A 19,480-nucleotide genomic window follows, 5' to 3' on the forward strand; every position below is an offset into this window, starting at 1 on the left:
TGTGACGCCCCCTTCGGACCCGCTCAAGACGCGGCTACCATGGCGGGCATCGGCCAGAAGCGGACGTTGGACAAATCATGAAGGTATTGAGCAGCGACTTATCCAACTACAAGCGGCCGGAGCTTCTTGACTACCTCTGGATTGTCAGTGGCATTTGCCTGCTCGTGCTTGTGGTGTCGATGTGGCTGGGCTATCGGAACCAGTACGGCATTGCGAGCACGACGCTAGCTTTTGGCGCGATGACGACCGCCATGCTGGTTCGCCATTGGAGCCGCAGGGCACCGCTTCGTCGATGGGGGGCCGTCATCGCCCATTCGGAACGGCCGGTGGCGTATCACATGTGCTGCGCCGCACTGGTGTGCTTTGCATTAATAGCGTGTGCTGGTGCAGTGATAACCCTGCTGAAATAGCTTGAGCAGGCCTTCAGCTTCTTGCATCTCACAGTCCGCATCGAGCCCACAGCCGTCAGCCAGGTCAACGAGTCAATCGACTCGGCCGAACTGCGCGCGTTGCTGCAGGAGCGTGGCTTCCTGTCATGACAGGGGTGGCAACTCGCGATTGCACCGACCTCTGGGCCTGCACTTTCTCGCGCGTTGGAGCGTGTCGACATGCCTGTATGGCCCCGCGAGGCTTCGCGAGTCCCTACGGCAGCAGTGGCACCAAGGCGCTCAAGTTCGGTCCCTCTGCGACCTTGTGCGCCACGAACACGAGTTCGCGCCGGAAGCGTCGGGGCACGAGGTGATAGGCCAGGGACAGCAGCTTCTTCTTTCGGCCGACCAGCGGGGCGTGGAATCGGTAATCGATGGACTCGACCGCCAAACCGGAAGCTTCAAGAAAGCGCCGAACCTCATCCGCAGAGTACTCACGCACATGACCCATGTGACCCAATCGGCGCAACTTGCCAAACTCCGTCACGGGATCGGCGATGCTGCGTCCCAGCAGAAACCGAGCCAGGCTGGGTAACGAATAGACGTTGGGCGTGGTGAGCACCAGTGTGGCCCCGGGAGCCAAGACTCGATTGATCTCGCTCAGAACGAATGCGGGGTCGATGCGCAGGTGTTCAAACGTCTCACACAACATCACACAGCCGAAGGAACCGTCTTCAAATGGAAGCTGTTCGCGCTCGATGTCGCAACGCCGCACGTCGAGACCAAGCTGCTGGATCAGCTCGGCGATGCGGCCCGGATCGACGTCCACACCCACCACAGAAAAGCCAGCAAGACTCAGCAGCGCGGTCATGTGGCACGGTGCCGAGCCGACTTCGAGGACCGTGCCGGCCGGGGTGAGCGACTCGATCAGGCGCAGGTCTGCGAGGTAGCGCGGCTGATGGTTGAGGAGATCATCGCCATGCCACTCGCGAACCCGGCCGGTCTGCGACTTCACGACCGCCCACAGGGCTTCTATCGGGTTGGTGTTCATCGAGACTGGCCTGCGTGCTGGCTGGGCTGGGCTGGGCACCGCGATCTGCCCGTCGTTCGAGACGTGTCATGCCACAGCAACATGCTACCGCGGGGCGAAGTCGATGCCAAGTGCCGGTCTGTCGTGCTGTCCTGTCATACCAGACACGTGCCGCCGGTTCGTGTCCCGATCTGCGGCCAGCTGGCCAGCTGAGTAGCATCGAAGCGAAGTCATGGCCGAGACCGCAAGTTGGCCGCCTAGCCACGAAGCTGACGTTGATCATCCGCGGCTACGAGCAGCGCATCCGTTGCGCGTCTGGCGGTAGTCGCACCATGAACGTGGCTGCCGCCGCAGCGCTGCTCGATGTCGCGTTCCCTGTCTAATCACAGCCAACGACGGAGACTCTGACATGACGCCCTCTACCCCCCCGCCACGCCGCTTCACGATGATCCGCGGCTTTCATCTGGCCGACTTCATCACACTGGGCAATGCCGCCTGCGGCGTGTTGTCGGTGTTCCTGGCGATGATGTACATGGCCAGCGGCTCGCTCACGCACTTTCTGTTGTCGGCCGCAATGACACCGCTGGCCTTCGTCTTCGACGTCTTCGACGGCAAGGTGGCGCGCTGGCGGCACCAGCATTCGCCGCTGGGCCGCGAACTCGATTCACTGGCCGACGTCATCTCCTTCGGCGTCGGCCCGGCAGCGCTGGGCTTTGCCGCGGGGCTGCAGAGCGGTTGCGACATCGTCATCCTGTGCTACTTCGTCTGCTGCGGCGTCAGCCGGTTGGCGCGCTTCAACGTCACGGCCGAACAACTGACCACCGACTCAGGCAAGGTGGCCTACTTTGAAGGCACGCCGATCCCCACCAGTGTGATCCTCACCGCGGTGCTGTCATGGGCCGCCTGGCAGGGTGCGCTGGGTGCGCAACTGTGGGGCGGAGTGTGGCAACTCGGGCCCTGGCCGTTGCATCCCATGAGCCTGCTGTTCGCGCTGTCGGGCACGGCCATGATCAGCAAGACGCTGCGCATCCCCAAGTTCTGAAGGACGCAGTGCAGGCTGGTAGCAGCCTCTTCAGCCTGGCTGGGAACAAGCGTTGGGGGTGTCACCTCGGACAAGCAAGGCGGCAGTTGCCTCCGGTTTTCAGCCCTTCGACAACGTCTGGATCAACGCCATGATGTTGCCCTCACTGTCCTTGAACCATGCCGCCTTCGCCCCGCCAGCGGTGATCGCGCCTTGAGGGCTGCGTTCGCCTGGCATGTCGTCATAGTTCTCGAACTGGACGCCGCGCGACTTGAGCATCTGCATCTCCGCGTCGACGTCGTGCACCGACCAGAAAGCCTGGCTGGCCAGCGAGGTGCCGGCGTTCGGCGTCGGGTAGAGGAAGGCGGCCGTGCTGCCGCCGAATTCGTAAACGACCCCGCCATTCGTCTCCTCTTTCGGGCGCAGCCCGAGCTTGTCTTCATAGAACCGGCGCGCGCGGGCGATGTCTTTCGCCGGAATGTACGAGTACATCGGGGAGTCCTGCAGCATCACATCTTCTCCAGGATGACGTGAAATCCGCCGGAAATCATGCTTTGGCCATCGAATCGGTCAACGTAGCTCATGTGTGTTCTCCTGTTTACGGCGCGTGGTCCATCGACCATGCCAGAGAATCCGAGAAAAAGGCGCCAGATGCGCCCCCGATGACCGCGCAATGCGTCAACAGCTGGGCATCGGTTGCTCGACGCAATGCTCACAACCGGCGTTGTTTCGTGTGCCGAATCTTCCATTGGTGCTGCCGCAAGCGTCGAAGCAAGCCCTGCTGGCTCGAAACGCTGCCACCTTGGCTTGGCAGCTGTCTTTGCTTTGCTCGGCGATGCCGCGCTTGGGTGCAGATTTGGGTCTGGAACCTTCAGCTGCGCCCACTGGAGCCGCTGGGACGGTGGTCTCTTCGCCCGCAACGGCTTTGGGCTTGCCGCCGGCAGTTGTGGAAGGCATGCCTTTGAGGCCCGTGGCCAGATTGGGGCTGGGAACAATGACTTCCTTCACCACCTGCGGATCGGTGGAATCCGGCCGATCGCCAAAGTGAACTTTGCCATTGCTGTCTTTCCAGCGGTACACCTCGGAGAGAGCGCCGCTGCTACCGAACGCCAGTGCGATCGCAAGCGAGAAACAGACCCAACGAGCAGCACCCATATTGACCACCGGTAGTTACAAGCCAAGAGCATGGTACGACCCCCGCTGCTCAAGCCTTCACTTCAACCACCGGTTCGAAGCCGCCGAAGATCATGCGTTTGCCGTCGAAGGGCATGGGTGGGTTGCCGGGTGTGGCCGGATCCATGCGCGGGTCTTCCATCATTTTCTTCATGCCGGCGTCGCGCGTGGCTTTGTCCGGCCATTCGACCCACGAAAAGGCCACCGTCTCGTCGGCCGTGGCCTGGACTGCGCGGCGGAAATCGGTGACTTTGCCGTCGGGGACGTCGTCGCCCCAACCCTCGATCACACGGATGGCGCCCAGCTCGAGGAATATCGGGTCGAGCTTGCGCGCGTGCTCGATGAACTTCTGCTTGTTGGCGGTGGGGACTGCGATCACGAAACCGTCGATGTAAGACATGTCTTCACTCCTGTTGGGTTGACCGGTCGACGCGCCCCCTGTGGGCGCCTCGTATCCCATCGACGAACGACAGGTAGCCAAATCGACATGGCCTGCCGGGTCGGCCGCCGCTGCGCCCTCAGCATAGACCCCTGGGCCCCGCCAGCTCAAGCCCGTCGCTGGACGGCACCCTCCGCCACCACTACTTCGGCAACCGGCGCCGTGGGCTGGCCGTGGCGCGGCTGGCCTGCGTCAGCAGGTGCGCGAACGCCGTGGCGGCGGGCGACAGGCTGCGCCCGGTGCGGCGGATCAGGCCGATGGTGCGGGTGATGGCGGGGTTCTCCAGTCGAACACCCACGATGGAAGCAGGCTGGCGGGGCAAGGTCAGCTGCGGCACGATGGCCACGCCCAGCCCGTTGTCCACGAAGCCGATCAAGGTGGAGATGTGGCGGAACTCGCAGACCGGTCGTGGCAGCGGCGCCAGCTCGGCCAGCGCCTGGTCGATCAGCACCCGGTTGCGGCTGGCGTGCGAGACCAGCGCATACGGGTAGTCGGCCAGCTCTTCCCAGCGCACCGATCTCCGCTTCGCGAGCGGGTGCCCGACCTGGCAGGCGAGCACGAAGGGCTCCTTGAGCAGCGGCGTGAACTCGACCTCGGGGTCCTGCATGCCGGTGTAGTTGAGCGCGAAGTCCGCTTCGCCGCTCTTCACGCTGGCGAGCACCTCGTCCGCGCCCTCTTCGATGATGCGCACCAGCACATGCGGGTGCTGCTCGCGGTAGCTGCGGATCACCCCGGGCAGGAAGTGGTGCACGGCCGAGAACACGCAGCCAATGGTCACGTCACCCGCTTCCAGGTGCGCCACATCGTGCAGGTCGATCACCGAGCGGTCGAGGCCGTCGATCACGCTGCGCACCTGGCCGAGGAAGCGCTGCCCCAGCTGGGTGAGCGCCACGCTGCGTGTCGTGCGGTCGAACAGGCGCACGGCCAGCTGGTTCTCCAGATGCGAGATGCGGCGCGAGAGCGCGGGCTGCGACAGGTGCAGGGCCTTGGCCGCCGCGGCAAAGCTCTGCAGCTCGCCCACGGTGACGAAAGCGCGCAGGTCGGCCAAGGTCGGTTTCATCGGATTCATCTCGTCTCCCCATTCATGCATTGCTTGCATCAAGACCTCAGAAAGATGCAATTTACAGCACACCCCCTCGCTGTCAACATGCGCCCACAACGAAGGAGACAAGAACCGTGAAACGCCGCTACCTCTTGCAGGAAGCATCGGCTGCCATTGCCATGCCCGGTCTCTCTTTTGAGCGACGCTATCCGGTCAGCCTCATGCGCTGCGTCGTGCCTTTGTCCGCTCGTGGTGGCAGCGGCACGATCGACCGCGTGGTCACCGAGCGCCGGAGCAAGTCCCTGGGCCAGACCATCGTTGTGGACAACCAGAGTGGCGCGCTCTGCCGCCCATAACCCCCGCTCGAACGCCATGCCCCATTTGCCCGCCTCCGCCGCCCTGCAACGTTTCCGCGTGATCGACCTCACCCAGGTGCGCGCCGGCCCCACCGCCTGCCGCCAGCTGGCCGACTGGGGCGCCGACGTGGTCCAGGTGCAGATGCCCGAGAGCATGCGCGGCGACGACACGCTCGGCGGCCAGGACGGCTCCGACTACCAGTACACGCACCGCAACAAGCGCTCCATCACGCTCAACCTGAAGGAAGACGAGGGCATCGCCACGCTCAAGCGCCTGATCGCCGGCGCGGACGTGGTGGTGGAGAACTTTCGGCCCGATGTGAAATTCCGCCTGAGCATCGACTACGCCTCGCTGGCCGCCACCAACCCGGGCCTGGTCTACGCCAGCATCTCGGGCTTCGGCCAGACCGGCCCGCTGGCCACGCGCCCCGGGTTCGACCAGATCGCACAAGGCATGGGCGGGCTGATGTCCGTCACCGGCCAACCGGGCGAGGCGCCGATGCGCGTGGGCATTCCGATCGCCGACCTGTGCGCGGGCATCTTCGCGGCGCAGGGCATTCTGGTGGCGCTCCTGGAGCGCGAGGCCTCCGGCAAGGGCCAGTACCTGCACACCTCGCTGCTGGAGTCCATGGTCTACATGCTGGACTTCCAGACCTCGCGCTACCTGATCGACGGTGAAGTGGCCACACAGGCCGGCAACTTCCACCCCACCAGCATCCCGACCGGTGTCTACAAGGCGCGCGACGGCTACATGAACATCGCCGTGTTCGGCTCCAAGATCTGGGAACGCTTCTGCCAGATCCTCGGCGCGCCCGAGTGGATCACCGACGAGCGCTACCACGACAAGCCCTCGCGCTCCGTCAACCGCGACACGCTCAACGCCGAGATCAACCGCCGGCTGGCCACGCACGACCGGGCCCATTGGGTGCAGCAGTTCAACGACGGCGGCGTGGCCTGCGGCCTGATCAGCAACATGAAAGAGGCGCTCGAAGAACCGCAGGTGCAACACCTCGGGATGATCAAGGACGTGGTCTCGAAGTGGCAAGGCCCGCAGCGCCTGGTGGGCCAGCCGATGCAGCTCGAACGCACGCCCAGCACCATCGCGCGCGCGGCACCGCGCCGGGGTGAGCACACCGAAGAAATCCTGGGTGAACTCGGCCTTGGCGCCGAAGACCTCGCCCGCATGAAAGCTGCCGGAGTCTATTGATGAGCACACCCACCCACGCCAGCACCTACACCAGCACCACCGAACGCGTGCAGACCTGGCTCGACGAGCGCACGCTGCACATCCGCTTCAACAACCCGGCGCGGCACAACGCGCTCTCGGTCGACATGTGGGAAGCCGTGCCGCCGCTGCTCAACACCGCGAAGGACGACGACCGCGTGCGCCTGGTGGTGTTTTCCGGCGCGGGCGAGAAAGCCTTCGTCTCGGGGGCGGACATCACGCAGTTCGAGGACATGCGCGCCGCGCGCGAGGCGGTGGCCTATTACGAGAAGATGGCCGAGGCCACGCTGATGGGCATCCACGACTTCCCCAAGCCCACGCTGTCCTGCATCCGCGGCTACTGCATCGGCGGTGGTGTGAACGTGGCGATCAGCTGCGACATCCGCATCGCCTCCAGCGATTCGGTGTTCTCGATTCCCGCCGCGCGGCTGGGCCTGGGCTACCGCTACTCGGCCATGAAGAACCTGGTGGACCTGATCGGCCCGGGCGCGGCGAAAGACCTGTTCTTCACCGCGCGCCGCATCGACGCTGCCGAGGCCAAAGCGCTCGGCCTGGTCTCGCGGATCTGCGAGCCGGACGCCCTGCCCGCGCTGCTGGCCGAGTACGCCGGCACGATCGCCGAGAACGCACCGCTCACGGTGATGGCCGGCAAGGCGATCACGCGCGAGATCCTGAAACCCTCGCCCGATCTCGACAGCGCGCTCTGCGCTTCGCTGATCCGCGGCTGCTTCGAGAGCGCCGACTACACCGAAGGCCGCAGCGCCTTCATGCAGAAGCGCAAACCGGTCTTCACCGGCCGCTGAACACACCAAGGAAGAACCCATGCAGTCCTACTGGATGCAGATGACCGACACCGATACGGTGCTCGAGTTGCGCGACAGCCCCGTGCCCACGCCGGAGCCACGGCAATTGCTGGTGCGCATGCGCGCGGCCGCGCTCAACCGCGGCGAATTCCTGCTCGGCCACGGTCTGCATGGGCAGCCCGGCAGCTGGAAGGCCATCGGCGGCGAGGGCGCGGGCGAGGTGGTGGCCGTGGGCGCCGAGGTCACCGGCTTCAAGCCCGGCGACCGCGTCATGGGCCGCTGCCCCGGGGCCTTCTCGGAATTCGCGGTGATGGAGTCGGCCGAGGCCATGGGGGTGCCGTCGGATCTTTCATGGGAAGCCGCCGCCAGCGTGCCGCTCACCTTCCTGGTCGCGTTCGACATGCTGGTGCTGCAGGGCCACCTGAAGGCTGGCGAGTGGTTGCTCATCAATGGCGTGTCGTCCGGCGTGGGCGTGGCCTCGCTGCAGCTGGGCAAGGCACTGGGCGCGCACGTCATCGGCACCTCCGGCTCGGCCGACAAGCTGGCTGCGCTCCAGCCGCTGGGCCTGGACCTCGCCCTGCACACCCGCGCGGCGGACTTCGCGCCGGCCGTCATGCAGGCCACGGACCAGCGTGGCGCCAACCTGATCGTCAACACCGTCGGCGGCACCGTGTTCTCGGAGAACGTGCGCGCCCTGGCCTTCGAGGGCCGTCTGGCCACGGTGGGTTATGTCGACGGCGTGGTGCACGCCGACATCGACCTCGAAGCCCTGCACGCCAGGCGCCTCACCTTGTTCGGTGTGTCCAACAAGCTGCGCAGCAAGGCGCAGCGGGCTGCTGCCGTGCCGCGTTTCGTGGCCGAAGTCATGCCCCACATCGCATCCGGTCGCATCCAGCCGCGCATCGACCAGGTGATGGATTTCGCGCAACTCACCGAGGCCAAGGCGCGCATGGAAGCTGGCGCGCACATCGGAAAGATCGTCCTGCGCATGCCGGCAGGCGCCGCCTGAATTTCAACCCCCTGAGGAGACAACACCATGAACAACAAGAACCTGATCCTGGCCTTCGCCCTGAGCACCCTGGCCGGCGCGGTCTGGGCACAGCCCGCGGCCTACCCGAACAAGACGATCCGCATCGTGGTCGGTTTTGCGCCGGGCGGCGCGGCCGACTACGTGGCCCGTTCGATGAGCGAGTCCTTCAGCAAGGCCATGGGCCAGACCGTGATCATCGACAACAAGCCCGGTGCCGGCTCCAGCATTGCTGCCGACATCGTGGCCAAGGCCGCGCCCGACGGTTACACCCTGCTGATCGCCAGCCCGAGCAGCATCTCGGTGAACCCGGCGCTCAACCCCAAGCTCACCTACAAGCCCAGCGACCTGGTACCCGTGAGCAAGATGACGACCTCGCCGCTGGTGCTGGCTGTCACCCCCAGCAGCCCCATCAAGTCGGTGCCCGATCTGATCGCCGCCGCCAAGAAAGACCCCGGCAAGCTCAACTACTCCACATCGGGCAACGGCTCGGCGCCGCACCTGGGCATGGCGCTCTTCAATCTCCTGACCGGCACTGAAATGACGCATGTGCCCTACCGCGGCGGCGCCATCGCCGTCACCTCGGTGATGGCGGGCGAAACGCAGGTGACCTTCGGCACGTCACCGTCGGTGCTGCCGCAGGCCCAGGGCGGCAAGCTGCGCGCGCTGGCCGTGAGCACGCGGGAGCGCTCGCCGCTGGTGCCCGATCTGCCCGGCATGCGCGAAGCCGGCCTGCCCGAATACAACATCGAGTTCTGGTACGGCATGTTCGTGCCGGTGGGCACGCCACCGGCCGTCATGAAGACCCTTCACGAAGCCTTGCGCACGGCCATGCAGCAGCCCTCGGTGAAAGCCGCGCTGGAGCGCGAGGGCACCGAGGTGTCGTTGTCAAGCACGCCGGAGCAGTTCGGCAGCTTCCTGGTGGAAGACAGCAAGTTCTGGGTCAACCTGGTCAAGACCGCCAACGTGAAGGTCGACTGACATGAACCCCGCCGACCTCACACGCCGCGCCCTGTTCGCCGTCTTCGCCACCGGTGCCCTGCTGCTCGGAGGCTGTGCGGCCACCGCACCGGCATCGCCCCCATCACCAGCGGCCATCGCCCAGCTCTCACCCACCGGCAAACTGCGCGCCGCGATCAACTTCGGCAACCCCATCCTCGCCACGCGCAACGCCGCGGGCGAGCCGCAGGGCGTGTCGGTGGATCTGGCACGCGAGGCCGCGCGCCGGCTCGGCCTGCCCATCGAGCTGGTGCTGTTCAACTCGGCCGGCAACGTGGTGGAAGGCATCAAGGCCGGCAAGGTCGACCTCGCCTTCGTGGCGATCGACCCGGTGCGCGCGGCCGACATGGAATACACCGCGCCCTACGTGGTGATCGAAGGCTCGTATCTGGTGCGCAACGACTCGCCGCTGCGCCGCAACGAAGACGTGGACCGCGCCGGCACCAAAGTGGTGGTGGGCAAAGGCAGCGCCTACGACCTGTTCCTCACGCGCGAGATCAAGGCGGCCACCCTGGTGCGCGCGCCCACCTCACCCGCCGTGACCGACATGTTCCTGGCCGAGAAGCTCGACGTGGCGGCCGGCGTGAAGCAGCAGCTGGAGATGGACGCTCAGCGCGTGGGCGGCGTGCGCCTGCTGCCCGGGCGCTTCATGGTGATCGAACAATCCATGGGCGTGCCCAAGGGCCGCACCGCCGCGCAGGCCTGGCTCAGCAGCTTCATCGAAGAAATGAAGGCCACCGGCTTCGTGGCCGCCGGGCTGCAGCGCCATGGCATCCAGGGCGCCGCAGTCGCACCCGCGCGCAAGCCCTGAGCGCTCACTGGGCCGAGGCCCGCTCGCCCACGCCAATCACGAACTCGCCCGGCAGCGCAAAACCGTCCGCGCGGGCCCAGCGCCGCAGCGAGCCGAGGTACTCGGCACGCACGGCCGCGCGGGTCGGTGCGTCGAAGCGGCTGTAGGCCAACGCCACCGGCCCACCCACAAAAGCCGCATCGCACGCGGTGGTGGCGTCGGGGTAGTCGATGGTGGTGGCGATGCGCTCGGTGTGCACCTGCTGCAGACCGGCCCCGGCCAGCGCGGTGCGCAGCGTGTCGCCCCCGCCCAGCCGGAAAAACATCGGGCAGACCTCGGACTGCACGCGCGCATCGACGATGGGGAAGACACCGGACCAGCCACAGGCCGAGCGCTCGCCCCAGACCGACACCACCAGCCGCCCGCCGGGTCGCAGGCAGCCCGCCATGGCGGCCAGGCAGGCCTCGGGGTCGGGCATGTACATCAGGCCCAGGCCGCACAGCACCACGTCGAAATGCGCCGGCGGCAACACCTCGCCCACCGCTTGTGCATCGGTGCGCAGGAAGTGGCAGCCGATTGATGCGGCCTGTGCCACCGCCACCATGCCCGCCGACACATCGCAACCCACGGCCTCACCCTGCGGCCCGACCGCGGCCAGCGCGGCGCGCGTGAGCACGCCCGAGCCACAGGCCACGTCGAGCACGCGCTCGCCCGGTTGCAGCCGGGCGAGATGCAACACCCCTTGCGTGGCGGGCGCGAGCGCTTCGCGCCACAGGTCTTCGTACCAGGCCGAGGCGCGGTCCCACCCGTAGCGCTGCACGCGCAGCTGAAGCCGCCCGTCCATGCTCAGCCCCGGGGGCCGTACACCACGCTGCCCTGCAGCGGCTGGGGGTCGGCAAACACATGCAGGTAGGGGCTGCACCGGCGCGCCTCGGCGATCACCGGCTCCAGTTGCTCGGGCGTGGCGTCCGCGTCCAGGTACAGCGTGTGGCGCACCCCGAGGTAGGCGGGGTAGACGCCGTCGATGCCGAGCAAGCCCCGGTTGTCGTAGTCGGCCGCGATCTCGACCTCCAGACTGCGCACGCCGATGCCCGCACGCGCCAGGAAGATGCTGTAGCCGATGGCCAGGCAGCTCGCCAGCGCGGCGCGACCGTGCACGCCGGGCGTGGGGCCGGCGCCGGTGCCGCCACCTTCCACCGGCATGTCGATGCTGAAGCGCCAGTCGCCCTCCCGGGCCTCGCAGTGCAGCCCCTCCACCACCCGCGCCCGCATCACGCTGGTGTCCTGGGCGGCTTCCGGCTTCTTGGCAAAGACGTGCGCCATGCGGCTGAAGGCATTGCGAATGTGCTCCTGTGCGTCCATGGCGTGTCTCCGGGTCGGTTCAACGGCGCGTGATGACCACCTCGAGGTACTCACTGGGCACGACCAGCGAGCGCGCGCCACCCTGGTTCAGGCGGTTGAGCAACTCGATGAGATCGCGCTCCAGCAGGGCCGCGGTCTCCGGGGGCAGGGCCGCGAAGGCCTTGTGCACCGGCCCGTACCAGGTGCGGAACACCTCGACGAAGTGCTCAGCCGAACGGTAGCGGAAGTTGAAGACTTTGGGGGTGGTCGCGATGACCGAGGCCTGGTCGCCGAACAAGGCTTCCAGGTGCGACTTCACGCCCCAGAGCGATGGCGGCTTGACGCCCGCAGGCGGCGGCAGGTGGCGCCCCAGGGTCTTGAACAACTGGCCGATGAAGCCCTCGGGCGTCCAGTTGGCCAGGCCGATGCGCCCGCCCGGGCGGCACACGCGCGCCATCTCGTCGGCCGCGCGCTGCTGGTCGGGCGCGAACATCACGCCGAAGGTGGACAGCACCACGTCAAAACGGGCGTCATCGAAGGGCAGCGCCTCCACATCGGCCACCTGGGTGGTCATGGCCAGGTGCTCGGCGCGCGCACGCTCGGCGCCGCGCTCCAGCAAGGTGTCCACGTAGTCGGTGGAGGTCACGTCGCAGCCGCGCCGCGCCGCGGCCAGGCTCGCGTTGCCGTTGCCGGCGGCCACGTCGAGCACGGATTCGTCCCAGCGCAGGTCGCAGGCTTCGGCCAGCGATTCGCCCACGATCTGCAGCGTGGTGCCGATCACGGCATAGTCACCACTGGCCCAGGCCAGTTGTTGCCGGTTCTTGAGGGCGGTGAAATCGGTCAGGGTGTCCATGTGTCTTCCTTCGGGTTGGGGTTGAACAATCTGGGTGTCTGGAGACCCGACTGTCCGCCCGGGAGGCGCAAGGCGTCTTTGGCTTTTTCTGAAGACTTCCTGTATTTTCTGAAGCCACCGTTCAACGGGAGCCCGCGTGCAAGAGTCCTACCGCTTCGATCGCTTCGAACTCCGGCCGTCAGAACGCGTGCTGCTGGTCGACGGCGCACCCGCCGCGCTGGGCTCGCGTGCGTTTGACTTGCTGCTGTGCCTGGTGACGCACCACGACCGTGTGCTCACCAAGGGCGAGGTGCTGGAGCAGGTGTGGCCGGGCCAGGTGGTGGAGGAAAACAACCTCTCGGTGCACGTGTCCGCGCTGCGCAAGATCCTCGGGACCGGCGCCATCACCACCATCTCCGGGCGCGGCTACCGATTCACGCTCGACCTGCACCCGGCCCCCGGCACAGGCCCGATCACCGCGCAGCCTGCCTTGGAGCAGCTGGAGCGCCCCACCATCGCGGTGCTGCCGCTGAGCGTGCTGTCCGACGATCCCCGCATCGGTTTCTTTGCGCAGGGCCTGGTCGAAGATGTCACCGCGCTGCTCGCCCGTGTGCCCGGCTTCATCCTCATCGCGCACGCCTCGTCCCTGGTCTTTCGTGGCCAGCAAGCGCCGCTGCAGGACGTGGCGCGGCAGCTCGGCGTGCGTTTTCTGGTGCAGGGCAGCGTGCGCCCCAAGGCCGACGCGCTGCGCGTCTCGCTGCAGCTGATCGAGGCGGCCTCTGCCCGCATCCTGTGGAGCGCGCAGTTCGACAGCCAGGCCGACAGCCTGGCCGACGGCGCCGTGGATGCGCAGGAGAACATCGCGCGCGGCATCATCAGCGAACTCGAACCCGAACTCACCCGGGCCGAGATCGCCCACATCCGCCGCCAGCGCCCCGAAAACCTCGATGCCTGGGCGCACTACCACGAGGCCGTGGGCGCGCTCGCCGCCCAGGGCTGGAGCGCCGACGGCATGGCCACGGCGCGGGCCGAACTGCGGCGCAGCACCGCGCTCGACCCGAACTTCGGCCTGAGCCACGGCCACTACGCGCTGCTCACCATCGTGGCGACCAACATCGGCATGGTCGCGGACACGGCAGACCTGCGCGCCGACGTGCTGGCCTCGGCCAACTCGGCCATCACGCTGGACGACGGCAGCTCCGAGGTGCTGGGCTATGCAGGTTGCGCCCTGTGCGACCTCGGCCACTACAAGCGCGGCATGGACACGCTGCAACAGGCGCTGGAGCTCAACCCGAGCAACGCCCAGGCGCACGTGGCGATGGGCGCCGCACTGGCCATGAACCGCAAGCTGGACGAAGGCATCGAACGCATGCGCTACGGCATGAAGATCAGCCCGCGTGACCGCCGCCTGGGCTTCTGGGGCTGGCTGCTCGGCCGCTTTTTGCTGCGCGCCGACCGCGTCGACGAGGCGCTGGTGGAAGCCCGGCGGTCGTGCCGGGTCGACCCGCGCTTCCACCTCCCGCACCTGCTGCAGGCCGCCGCCCTCGACCGCCTGGGCGCCACCACCGATGCGATCACCGCCCTGAGCGCCGCGCGCCAGCGCCGCAGCCAGCTCTCGCTGAACGAGGTGACGCTGACGCACGGGCGGCGGATTGGCGAACGAATCGCGCTGTTGTGGGATCGGACTGGGTGATCCGCCCAGAGGCGCATCGCTAGCACCTTCGGATTACCCCGCTACAATTTTCAACCGCCCACTCCACACCCCCGAAACCTGCACGAGCAGGTGCTGGCGGTGCACCCACATGAACAACGACGAACAAGGATCCGAACGCCATGAGTGCGACGTTCTCGTGATCGGCGGCGGGCCAGCCGGTTCCACTGTCTCACCCATGCTGGCCGAGAAGGGTCACCGCGTGGTGCTGCTGGAGAAGGCACACCACCCGCGATTCCACATCGGCGAATCCTTGCTCCCGGCCAGCCTGCCCTTGCTGGAACGCCTGGGCGTGGCCGATGAAGTGCGCGCCATCGGGCAATACAAGCCGGGTGCCGAATTCGTTTCGCCCTACCACGAGCACACACAGACCTTCGAATTCGCCGATGCCTGGGACAAGTCCATGCCCTTCGCCTACCAGGTCAGGCGCGCGGAGTTCGACGAGATCCTGATCCGCAACGCCGAACGCAAGGGAGTCCAGGTGTTTGAGGGCTGCACGGCGCGTTCGGTGGAGTTCCTGCCCGACCACACCGTGCGCGTGCACGCCGAACACGACGACGGCCGCACCACCGTGTGGCATGCGAAGTTCCTGGTGGACGCCTCGGGGCGCGACACGTTTCTCGCATCCCGCTTCAAGATCAAGGAGCGCAACCCGCTCCACAACAGCGCCGCGGTGTACGGCCACTTTGCCAACGCGCGCCGCAACGAAGGCGAGGCCGAAGGCAACATCACGATCTTCTGGTTCGACCACGGCTGGTTCTGGTTCATTCCGCTGAGCGACGGCGCCACCAGCGTGGGCATGGTGACTTGGCCCTACAACATGAAGACGCGCAACGGGCGCAGCGTGGAGCAGTTCCTGCTGGACAACGTGGCCACCTGCAAGGGACTCGCCGAACGCATGAAGAACGCCCACCTCATCTCTCCCGTCGAGGCCACCGGCAATTTTTCCTACGCCGCCCAGCGCAACCACGGCAACAACTACCTGATGCTGGGCGACGCCTTCACCTTCATCGACCCGATGTTCTCGTCGGGCGTGTGGCTGGCCATGAGCGGCGGTGAGCTCGGCGCGCAGACCATCGACACCTGCCTGCGCGAACCCGCGCGCGCGGCTGCCGCGCTCAAGCGCTTCGACCGCCACATGCGCCGCGGACCGCAGGCCTTCTCGTGGTTCATCTACCGCGTGACCAACCCCATCATGCGCGACCTCTTCATGGGCCCGCGCAACATCTTCCGCGTCAAGGAGGCCCTGCTCTCCACCCTGGCCGGCGACGTGTACGGCGGCGCGCCGATCGGACGTTCGCTGCTGGCCTTCAGGGCGCTGTACTACGCGGCCAACATCGTGCAGCCCCGGCGCGCCTTCGCCGCCTGGCGCAACCGCCGCGCCAACATCCGGCCGGTGGACGACGCGGCCCTGGCCCGCTCGCCGTGACGCTGCACCACACGACCTCGCTGGCAGCCGGCACACCGGACGCCGGTGCAGAACTGGGGGGCGCGGTGATCGGCGATGTCAAGGATGCGCCCGCCGTGGCCTGGCCGCTGCAGCACCTGCGCGCGCCGCTGCTGAACGCCAGCACGCCATGGCGGCAGGAAGTCTGGCGCACCCAAGGCCCGGTGCAGCAGGGGCACAGCGAAGGCATCCACTGGCGGCGCAGCGCCGACGTGCTGTACGGCGTGATCGAGTTGCACGAAAACGACTGCGATGCCAGCGAAACCACGCCTCTGCAATCCGCCAGCCGGCTGGTCTACGAACGTCTGTTCGGCCTGCTGCGCGCGCAGTCCACACCCCACCTGTGGCGGGTGTGGAACTACCTGGGCCGCATCAACGGTGAATCGCATGGGCTGGAGCGCTACCGCCAGTTCAACCAGGGTCGGTACGAGGCGTTCGTGCAGGCGCAGCGCGACACCGGTGGCCAGGTGCCGGCGGCCTGCGCCCTGGGCGTGGCGGGCGGCCCGCTGTCGGTCGCCTTCCTGGCCGGCACTTCGCCGGTGGTGCCGCTGGAGAACCCGCGTCAGGTGAGCGCCTGGCGCTACCCGGCGCAATACGGGCCGCGCGCACCCACCTTCTCGCGCGCTGCGCTGGCCTACCCCCGCGGGCAAGAGGCGCTGTTCATCTCGGGCACGGCCAGCATCGTGGGGCACGAGACGGTGCACCCGGGCGACGTGGCCGCGCAATGCGTGGAGACCGTGCGCAACCTCGAATGCATCGTCCGGGAGGCCAATCGCCTGGCCCGCTCGACCCAGCCGTTTTCGCTCGAAGGCCTCAGTCATCGTGTTTACGTGCGACACGCGGGTGACGCCGACACCGTGCAGCGCGCGCTGCAGCCTCTGCTGCGTGGTGCGCCGGTGGTGTGCGTGCAGGCCGACATCTGCCGGGCCGATCTTCTGATGGAAATCGAATCCCAGGCGATCCACCCGACGCCACCGACATGAACGCGATGACCCGCCCGACCTCGTTGCTGTGGAGCGTGTACGAGCACTTCGCCATGGTGGTGGGCCTGGGTGCGCTCGCGGTGGTGTGCCTGAGCTGGTCGCCGCTGGCGCTCGCGCTGTACCCGGTGCTGCCCGGCCCGCTGGGGCGCAGGTTGGGCCGCCAGGCCATCATGCGCTGCTTCCGGTTGTACGTCGGGGTGCTGCGCCTGCTGTGTGCCTGCCGCTTCGACCTCACCGCCATCGACGCGCTGCGCGACCAGGGGCCCATGGTCATCGTGGCCAACCACCCCTCCCTGCTCGACGCGGTGCTGCTCACGTCACGCCTGCCCAACGCGGTCTGCATCATGAAGGCCAGCCTGATGGACAACCCGCTGTTCGGTGCGGGAGCGCGCTTGGCGCGCTATGTGCGCAACGACAACCTGGTGGGTGCCGTGCTGAGATGCCGGGGCGAGCTGCGACAAGGCGCGCAGATCGTGATCTTCCCCGAAGGCACGCGCACGCAGGGCTACCCGGCGAACCCGCTCAACCCGCTGTCGAGATCGGCCGCACTCATGGCCACCGGCGCCGCCGTGCCGGTGCAGACCTTGATCATCGAGTTCTCCAGCCCCTACCTGGGCAAGGACTGGCCTCTGTGGCGCAAGCCCAGCCTGCCATTGACCTGCCGCATCCGCCTGGGCAACCGCTTCGAGGCGCCGCGCGATGCGCGCGCCTTCACCACCGAGCTTGAAGCCTACTTCCGCGCCGAGCTCGCACAACCCTTCAAGGCATGAACCCTCGCAGCACCACACACCTGGTCCTTATCCCCAGCTTCAACCCGGGCCGCAAGGTGCTCGCCACGGTGCGCGCAGCGCGCGCGCAATGGACACCGGTGTGGGTGGTGGTGGACGGCAGCACCGATGGCTCGGCCGAGTGGCTGAGCGCCGAGGCCGCCACCGATCCCGGCCTGCATGTGCTGGTGCTGCCACAGAACCAGGGCAAGGGCTGGGCCGTGCTCCATGGCATCACCCAGGCGGCGCAGGCCGGCTTCACACACGCGCTCACCATGGACTCCGACGGCCAGCACCCCGAGACGCTGATCCCCGATTTCATGGCGGCATCCCTGGCCGCGCCCGATGCCATGGTGCTGGGCAAGCCGGTGTTCGGCCCCGAGGCGCCCTGGGTGCGCGTGATGGGCCGCAAGCTGTCCAACGGCTGGGCCCATCTGGAAACGCTGAGCTTCGGCATCGGCGATTCGCTCTACGGATTTCGCGTCTACCCGATCGCGCCACTCATCAAGGTGATGCACGGCACACGTTTCATGCGCCGTTTCGACTTCGACCCCGAGGCCGTGGTGCGCCTGTGCTGGGCCGGCGCGCGGCCGATCAACATCGCTGCGCCGGTGCGCTATTTCTCGCCCCAGGAAGGCGGTGTCTCGCACTTCAAATACCTGCGCGACAACCTGCTGCTGAGCTGGATGCACACCCGGCTGTTCGCAGGCTTCGTGCTGCGGCTGCCGCTGCTGCTGTGGCGGCGCCTCTTGAAGTGAACCCGGCAGCGGTGCCGATGATGACGTTCAAGCTGCGCGTCGTGCGCGGCAACAACCCGACACCCGCGCCTTGAGGGACGGGTCAGGCCGCGTTCGGCGCGGCTTCAGAGTGGATGACCGTTGCGTACTCGCCATGAAGATTGCCCAGCGCCATGGCGTGGACGTCTTCCGCTGAGCGTTGGACACCACTGAAGTCTGTCTTCGCGAATGCAAACGTTCCGTCTGACACGACGTACGTCCTGAAGCCCAGGTTGCCAGCCGTGCGTGCTGTGGACTCCACGGAGTTGTTGGTGCTGACCCCGACAACGACCAGCGCGGTCTCGCCACGTGCATGAAGCCAGCGTTCAAGCCCCGTGTTGACAAAGGCATCCGGGACATTCTTCTCGACGACATGCTCGTGCGGCAATGGGGCCAGCGCGGGCTGAAACTCGGCGCCCGGCTGGCCTGGCCAGAACGGAGAACCGGGTGTCCTGGACATGTGGCGGACATGGACAACCGGTGCGTTGCGCAATCGCCAGGCTTTGAGAAGCCCGGCAATCACCGTCTCGGCCTGGTGATTGTTCCGGACCGCGGGTTCCGGCCACGTCATCCCGATTTGCATGTCGATGATCAGCAGGGCAGGCATAGGGTGCGTGTTGGGGTGTGACGAATGGGAGAGTTCCACAACCCGCACTCCAAGAGGCGGCGGGCAGACTGAAGGGCTCTCGCGGTGTGCGCTGCTCAGGGCGCCAGGCTGTATTCGAGCACAACCAGACCGCCCGCGAACGATTGCGCGGTGGCCAGCGACAGCCGGCGCAAACCCAGGTCCGACGGGGCAAAGGACCGACCACGACCCAGCAGCATCGGAAGCACACGCAGACGCAGCACGTCGACTTCGCCCGCGCGCAGCAGCGCATCGCTCAGGCTCAGGCTGCCCCAGACGATCAGGTTGCCGGTGAATCGGTGGCGCAGGCCGCGGACCGCGGCCACGCCGTCGCCCCTGAGAACTTCAGCCGAATCGCTCGTTCCCCAGGGCGCCGATTCGAGCGAGGAGGAAACGACGAACTTCGGCAGTTCCCTGATCGGCGTCGCCACAGGATCGACTGCGGGATCGGCGGTTGGCCAGTAGTCGGCGAACATCCGGTGGGTCCTGGCGCCGAGGACGATGGCCGCGACGCCGGACAACATCCGCAATTGCTCGCCATCCACGCCATTGATCCACTCCGCATTGGCGAAAAATCCGATGCCGCCATCCGCGTCCTCGGCATAACCGTCCGCGCTGACGATCTGCTCCACGATGACTTTGCCCATGTGTCGCTCCCGTTGGTGCCGGGAAACCGGCCCGGCTTCCTTGTTCGACGAACAAGGGGACGCGAAATCGACATGACA

General features: G+C 67.0%; 23 protein-coding genes. 13 read left to right on the forward strand and 10 right to left on the reverse strand.

Features of this window, described 5'->3' with window-relative positions; all coding sequences use genetic code 11:
- Positions 1-77: 77 nt before the first annotated feature.
- Positions 78-410, forward strand: coding sequence for a hypothetical protein (locus IV113_RS07300; protein ID WP_291082339.1), 333 nt, complete (start codon positions 78-80; stop codon positions 408-410).
- Positions 411-642: 232 nt separating this feature from the next.
- Here the strand turns inward: IV113_RS07300 and IV113_RS07305 are convergent, their stop codons facing one another.
- Positions 643-1,419: a class I SAM-dependent methyltransferase gene (locus IV113_RS07305; protein ID WP_291082342.1), complete on the reverse strand. Its 777-nt coding sequence runs from the start codon at positions 1,417-1,419 to the stop codon at positions 643-645.
- Between the two features lie 388 nt (positions 1,420-1,807).
- Here IV113_RS07305 and pssA point away from each other — a divergent pair, with 388 nt between their 5' ends.
- A complete protein-coding gene (pssA, locus tag IV113_RS07310; RefSeq protein WP_291082345.1) occupies positions 1,808-2,440 on the forward strand; it encodes a CDP-diacylglycerol--serine O-phosphatidyltransferase in 633 nt (210 codons plus the stop codon).
- Between the two features lie 99 nt (positions 2,441-2,539).
- Here the strand turns inward: pssA and IV113_RS07315 are convergent, their stop codons facing one another.
- The 4 genes from IV113_RS07315 to IV113_RS07330 form a co-directional block, all read right to left on the reverse strand.
- Positions 2,540-2,929, reverse strand: a complete 390-nt coding sequence (locus IV113_RS07315) for a VOC family protein (RefSeq protein WP_291082348.1) — start codon at positions 2,927-2,929, stop codon at positions 2,540-2,542.
- A 168-nt stretch (positions 2,930-3,097) separates the two neighbouring features.
- Positions 3,098-3,574, reverse strand: a complete 477-nt coding sequence (locus IV113_RS07320) for a DUF4124 domain-containing protein (RefSeq protein WP_291082351.1) — start codon at positions 3,572-3,574, stop codon at positions 3,098-3,100.
- Positions 3,575-3,623: 49 nt separating this feature from the next.
- A complete protein-coding gene (locus IV113_RS07325; protein WP_291082360.1) occupies positions 3,624-3,992 on the reverse strand; it encodes a DUF1428 domain-containing protein in 369 nt (122 codons plus the stop codon).
- A 181-nt stretch (positions 3,993-4,173) separates the two neighbouring features.
- The gene (locus IV113_RS07330; protein WP_291082363.1) at positions 4,174-5,091 is read right to left on the reverse strand and encodes a LysR family transcriptional regulator; all 918 of its coding nucleotides are present in this window, start codon (positions 5,089-5,091) and stop codon (positions 4,174-4,176) included.
- A 116-nt stretch (positions 5,092-5,207) separates the two neighbouring features.
- On the opposite strand from IV113_RS07330, the gene IV113_RS07335 reads away from it, so the two are divergent.
- From IV113_RS07335 to IV113_RS07360, 6 genes are read left to right on the forward strand one after another with little or no spacing between them, the layout of a single operon-like run.
- Positions 5,208-5,429 carry a hypothetical protein gene (locus IV113_RS07335; protein ID WP_291082366.1) on the forward strand — a complete coding sequence of 74 codons (222 nt, stop codon included), beginning with the start codon at positions 5,208-5,210 and terminating at the stop codon, positions 5,427-5,429.
- 16 nt (positions 5,430-5,445) lie between these two features.
- Positions 5,446-6,636 (forward strand): CaiB/BaiF CoA-transferase family protein, encoded by a 1,191-nt coding sequence (locus IV113_RS07340; RefSeq protein WP_291082368.1) that lies wholly within the window; start codon positions 5,446-5,448, stop codon positions 6,634-6,636.
- The gene (locus IV113_RS07345; protein ID WP_291082371.1) at positions 6,636-7,457 is read left to right on the forward strand and encodes an enoyl-CoA hydratase; all 822 of its coding nucleotides are present in this window, start codon (positions 6,636-6,638) and stop codon (positions 7,455-7,457) included. The genes IV113_RS07340 and IV113_RS07345 overlap by 1 nt, the downstream gene beginning before the upstream one ends.
- A gap of 19 nt (positions 7,458-7,476) precedes the next feature.
- Entirely contained in the window at positions 7,477-8,466 is a 990-nt protein-coding gene (locus tag IV113_RS07350) for a zinc-binding dehydrogenase (protein ID WP_291082374.1), read from the forward strand.
- A gap of 27 nt (positions 8,467-8,493) precedes the next feature.
- A complete protein-coding gene (locus IV113_RS07355; protein ID WP_291082377.1) occupies positions 8,494-9,465 on the forward strand; it encodes a tripartite tricarboxylate transporter substrate binding protein in 972 nt (323 codons plus the stop codon).
- Position 9,466: 1 nt separating this feature from the next.
- Positions 9,467-10,294 (forward strand): ABC transporter substrate-binding protein, encoded by an 828-nt coding sequence (locus IV113_RS07360; RefSeq protein WP_291082379.1) that lies wholly within the window; start codon positions 9,467-9,469, stop codon positions 10,292-10,294.
- A gap of 4 nt (positions 10,295-10,298) precedes the next feature.
- Here IV113_RS07360 and IV113_RS07365 read toward each other — a convergent pair whose 3' ends face one another.
- The 3 genes from IV113_RS07365 to IV113_RS07375 are packed head-to-tail and all read right to left on the reverse strand — an operon-like array spanning position 10,299 to position 12,467.
- The gene (locus IV113_RS07365) at positions 10,299-11,117 is read right to left on the reverse strand and encodes a methyltransferase domain-containing protein (RefSeq protein ID WP_291082381.1); all 819 of its coding nucleotides are present in this window, start codon (positions 11,115-11,117) and stop codon (positions 10,299-10,301) included.
- A 2-nt stretch (positions 11,118-11,119) separates the two neighbouring features.
- Positions 11,120-11,635 carry an OsmC family protein gene (locus tag IV113_RS07370; protein ID WP_291082384.1) on the reverse strand — a complete coding sequence of 172 codons (516 nt, stop codon included), beginning with the start codon at positions 11,633-11,635 and terminating at the stop codon, positions 11,120-11,122.
- 19 nt (positions 11,636-11,654) lie between these two features.
- On the reverse strand, positions 11,655-12,467 hold the full coding sequence (locus IV113_RS07375; RefSeq protein ID WP_291082387.1) for a class I SAM-dependent methyltransferase: 813 nt from the start codon (positions 12,465-12,467) through the stop codon (positions 11,655-11,657).
- 136 nt (positions 12,468-12,603) lie between these two features.
- On the opposite strand from IV113_RS07375, the gene IV113_RS07380 reads away from it, so the two are divergent.
- From IV113_RS07380 to IV113_RS07400, 5 genes are all read left to right on the forward strand, one after another.
- Complete coding sequence (locus IV113_RS07380; RefSeq protein ID WP_291082390.1) at positions 12,604-14,139, forward strand: winged helix-turn-helix domain-containing protein; 1,536 nt, start codon at positions 12,604-12,606, stop codon at positions 14,137-14,139.
- A 109-nt stretch (positions 14,140-14,248) separates the two neighbouring features.
- Complete coding sequence (locus tag IV113_RS07385; protein ID WP_291082392.1) at positions 14,249-15,586, forward strand: NAD(P)/FAD-dependent oxidoreductase; 1,338 nt, start codon at positions 14,249-14,251, stop codon at positions 15,584-15,586.
- Positions 15,583-16,587, forward strand: coding sequence for a hypothetical protein (locus IV113_RS07390; RefSeq protein ID WP_291082395.1), 1,005 nt, complete (start codon positions 15,583-15,585; stop codon positions 16,585-16,587). The genes IV113_RS07385 and IV113_RS07390 overlap by 4 nt, the downstream gene beginning before the upstream one ends.
- A complete protein-coding gene (locus tag IV113_RS07395) occupies positions 16,584-17,357 on the forward strand; it encodes a lysophospholipid acyltransferase family protein (protein WP_291082398.1) in 774 nt (257 codons plus the stop codon). The genes IV113_RS07390 and IV113_RS07395 overlap by 4 nt, the downstream gene beginning before the upstream one ends.
- Positions 17,354-18,112 carry a glycosyltransferase family 2 protein gene (locus IV113_RS07400; RefSeq protein ID WP_291082401.1) on the forward strand — a complete coding sequence of 253 codons (759 nt, stop codon included), beginning with the start codon at positions 17,354-17,356 and terminating at the stop codon, positions 18,110-18,112. The genes IV113_RS07395 and IV113_RS07400 overlap by 4 nt, the downstream gene beginning before the upstream one ends.
- Before the next feature lie 82 nt (positions 18,113-18,194).
- Here IV113_RS07400 and IV113_RS07405 read toward each other — a convergent pair whose 3' ends face one another.
- Both IV113_RS07405 and IV113_RS07410 read right to left on the reverse strand, forming a co-directional pair.
- A complete protein-coding gene (locus IV113_RS07405) occupies positions 18,195-18,737 on the reverse strand; it encodes a cysteine hydrolase family protein (protein WP_291082403.1) in 543 nt (180 codons plus the stop codon).
- 95 nt (positions 18,738-18,832) lie between these two features.
- Positions 18,833-19,402 (reverse strand): dihydrofolate reductase family protein, encoded by a 570-nt coding sequence (locus IV113_RS07410; RefSeq protein WP_291082406.1) that lies wholly within the window; start codon positions 19,400-19,402, stop codon positions 18,833-18,835.
- Between the last annotated feature and the right edge of the window lie 78 nt (positions 19,403-19,480).

The organism is Hydrogenophaga sp. (assembly GCF_018780385.1).
Classification (GTDB): Bacteria; Pseudomonadota; Gammaproteobacteria; order Burkholderiales; family Burkholderiaceae_C; genus Hydrogenophaga.

Excerpts from the sequence above, each read along its gene's own strand:
- IV113_RS07300 (WP_291082339.1), top strand. The coding sequence starts at position 78 with ATGAAGGTATTGAGCAGCGACTTATCCAACTACAAGCGGCCGGAGCTT.
- IV113_RS07305 (WP_291082342.1), bottom strand. The coding sequence starts at position 1,419 with ATGAACACCAACCCGATAGAAGCCCTGTGGGCGGTCGTGAAGTCGCAG.
- pssA (WP_291082345.1), top strand. The coding sequence starts at position 1,808 with ATGACGCCCTCTACCCCCCCGCCACGCCGCTTCACGATGATCCGCGGC.
- IV113_RS07315 (WP_291082348.1), bottom strand. The coding sequence starts at position 2,929 with ATGCTGCAGGACTCCCCGATGTACTCGTACATTCCGGCGAAAGACATC.
- IV113_RS07320 (WP_291082351.1), bottom strand. The coding sequence starts at position 3,574 with ATGGGTGCTGCTCGTTGGGTCTGTTTCTCGCTTGCGATCGCACTGGCG.
- IV113_RS07325 (WP_291082360.1), bottom strand. The coding sequence starts at position 3,992 with ATGTCTTACATCGACGGTTTCGTGATCGCAGTCCCCACCGCCAACAAG.
- IV113_RS07330 (WP_291082363.1), bottom strand. The coding sequence starts at position 5,091 with ATGAAACCGACCTTGGCCGACCTGCGCGCTTTCGTCACCGTGGGCGAG.
- IV113_RS07340 (WP_291082368.1), top strand. The coding sequence starts at position 5,446 with ATGCCCCATTTGCCCGCCTCCGCCGCCCTGCAACGTTTCCGCGTGATC.
- IV113_RS07345 (WP_291082371.1), top strand. The coding sequence starts at position 6,636 with ATGAGCACACCCACCCACGCCAGCACCTACACCAGCACCACCGAACGC.
- IV113_RS07350 (WP_291082374.1), top strand. The coding sequence starts at position 7,477 with ATGCAGTCCTACTGGATGCAGATGACCGACACCGATACGGTGCTCGAG.
- IV113_RS07355 (WP_291082377.1), top strand. The coding sequence starts at position 8,494 with ATGAACAACAAGAACCTGATCCTGGCCTTCGCCCTGAGCACCCTGGCC.
- IV113_RS07360 (WP_291082379.1), top strand. The coding sequence starts at position 9,467 with ATGAACCCCGCCGACCTCACACGCCGCGCCCTGTTCGCCGTCTTCGCC.
- IV113_RS07365 (WP_291082381.1), bottom strand. The coding sequence starts at position 11,117 with ATGGACGGGCGGCTTCAGCTGCGCGTGCAGCGCTACGGGTGGGACCGC.
- IV113_RS07370 (WP_291082384.1), bottom strand. The coding sequence starts at position 11,635 with ATGGACGCACAGGAGCACATTCGCAATGCCTTCAGCCGCATGGCGCAC.
- IV113_RS07375 (WP_291082387.1), bottom strand. The coding sequence starts at position 12,467 with ATGGACACCCTGACCGATTTCACCGCCCTCAAGAACCGGCAACAACTG.
- IV113_RS07385 (WP_291082392.1), top strand. The coding sequence starts at position 14,249 with ATGAACAACGACGAACAAGGATCCGAACGCCATGAGTGCGACGTTCTC.
- IV113_RS07395 (WP_291082398.1), top strand. The coding sequence starts at position 16,584 with ATGAACGCGATGACCCGCCCGACCTCGTTGCTGTGGAGCGTGTACGAG.
- IV113_RS07400 (WP_291082401.1), top strand. The coding sequence starts at position 17,354 with ATGAACCCTCGCAGCACCACACACCTGGTCCTTATCCCCAGCTTCAAC.
- IV113_RS07405 (WP_291082403.1), bottom strand. The coding sequence starts at position 18,737 with ATGCCTGCCCTGCTGATCATCGACATGCAAATCGGGATGACGTGGCCG.
- IV113_RS07410 (WP_291082406.1), bottom strand. The coding sequence starts at position 19,402 with ATGGGCAAAGTCATCGTGGAGCAGATCGTCAGCGCGGACGGTTATGCC.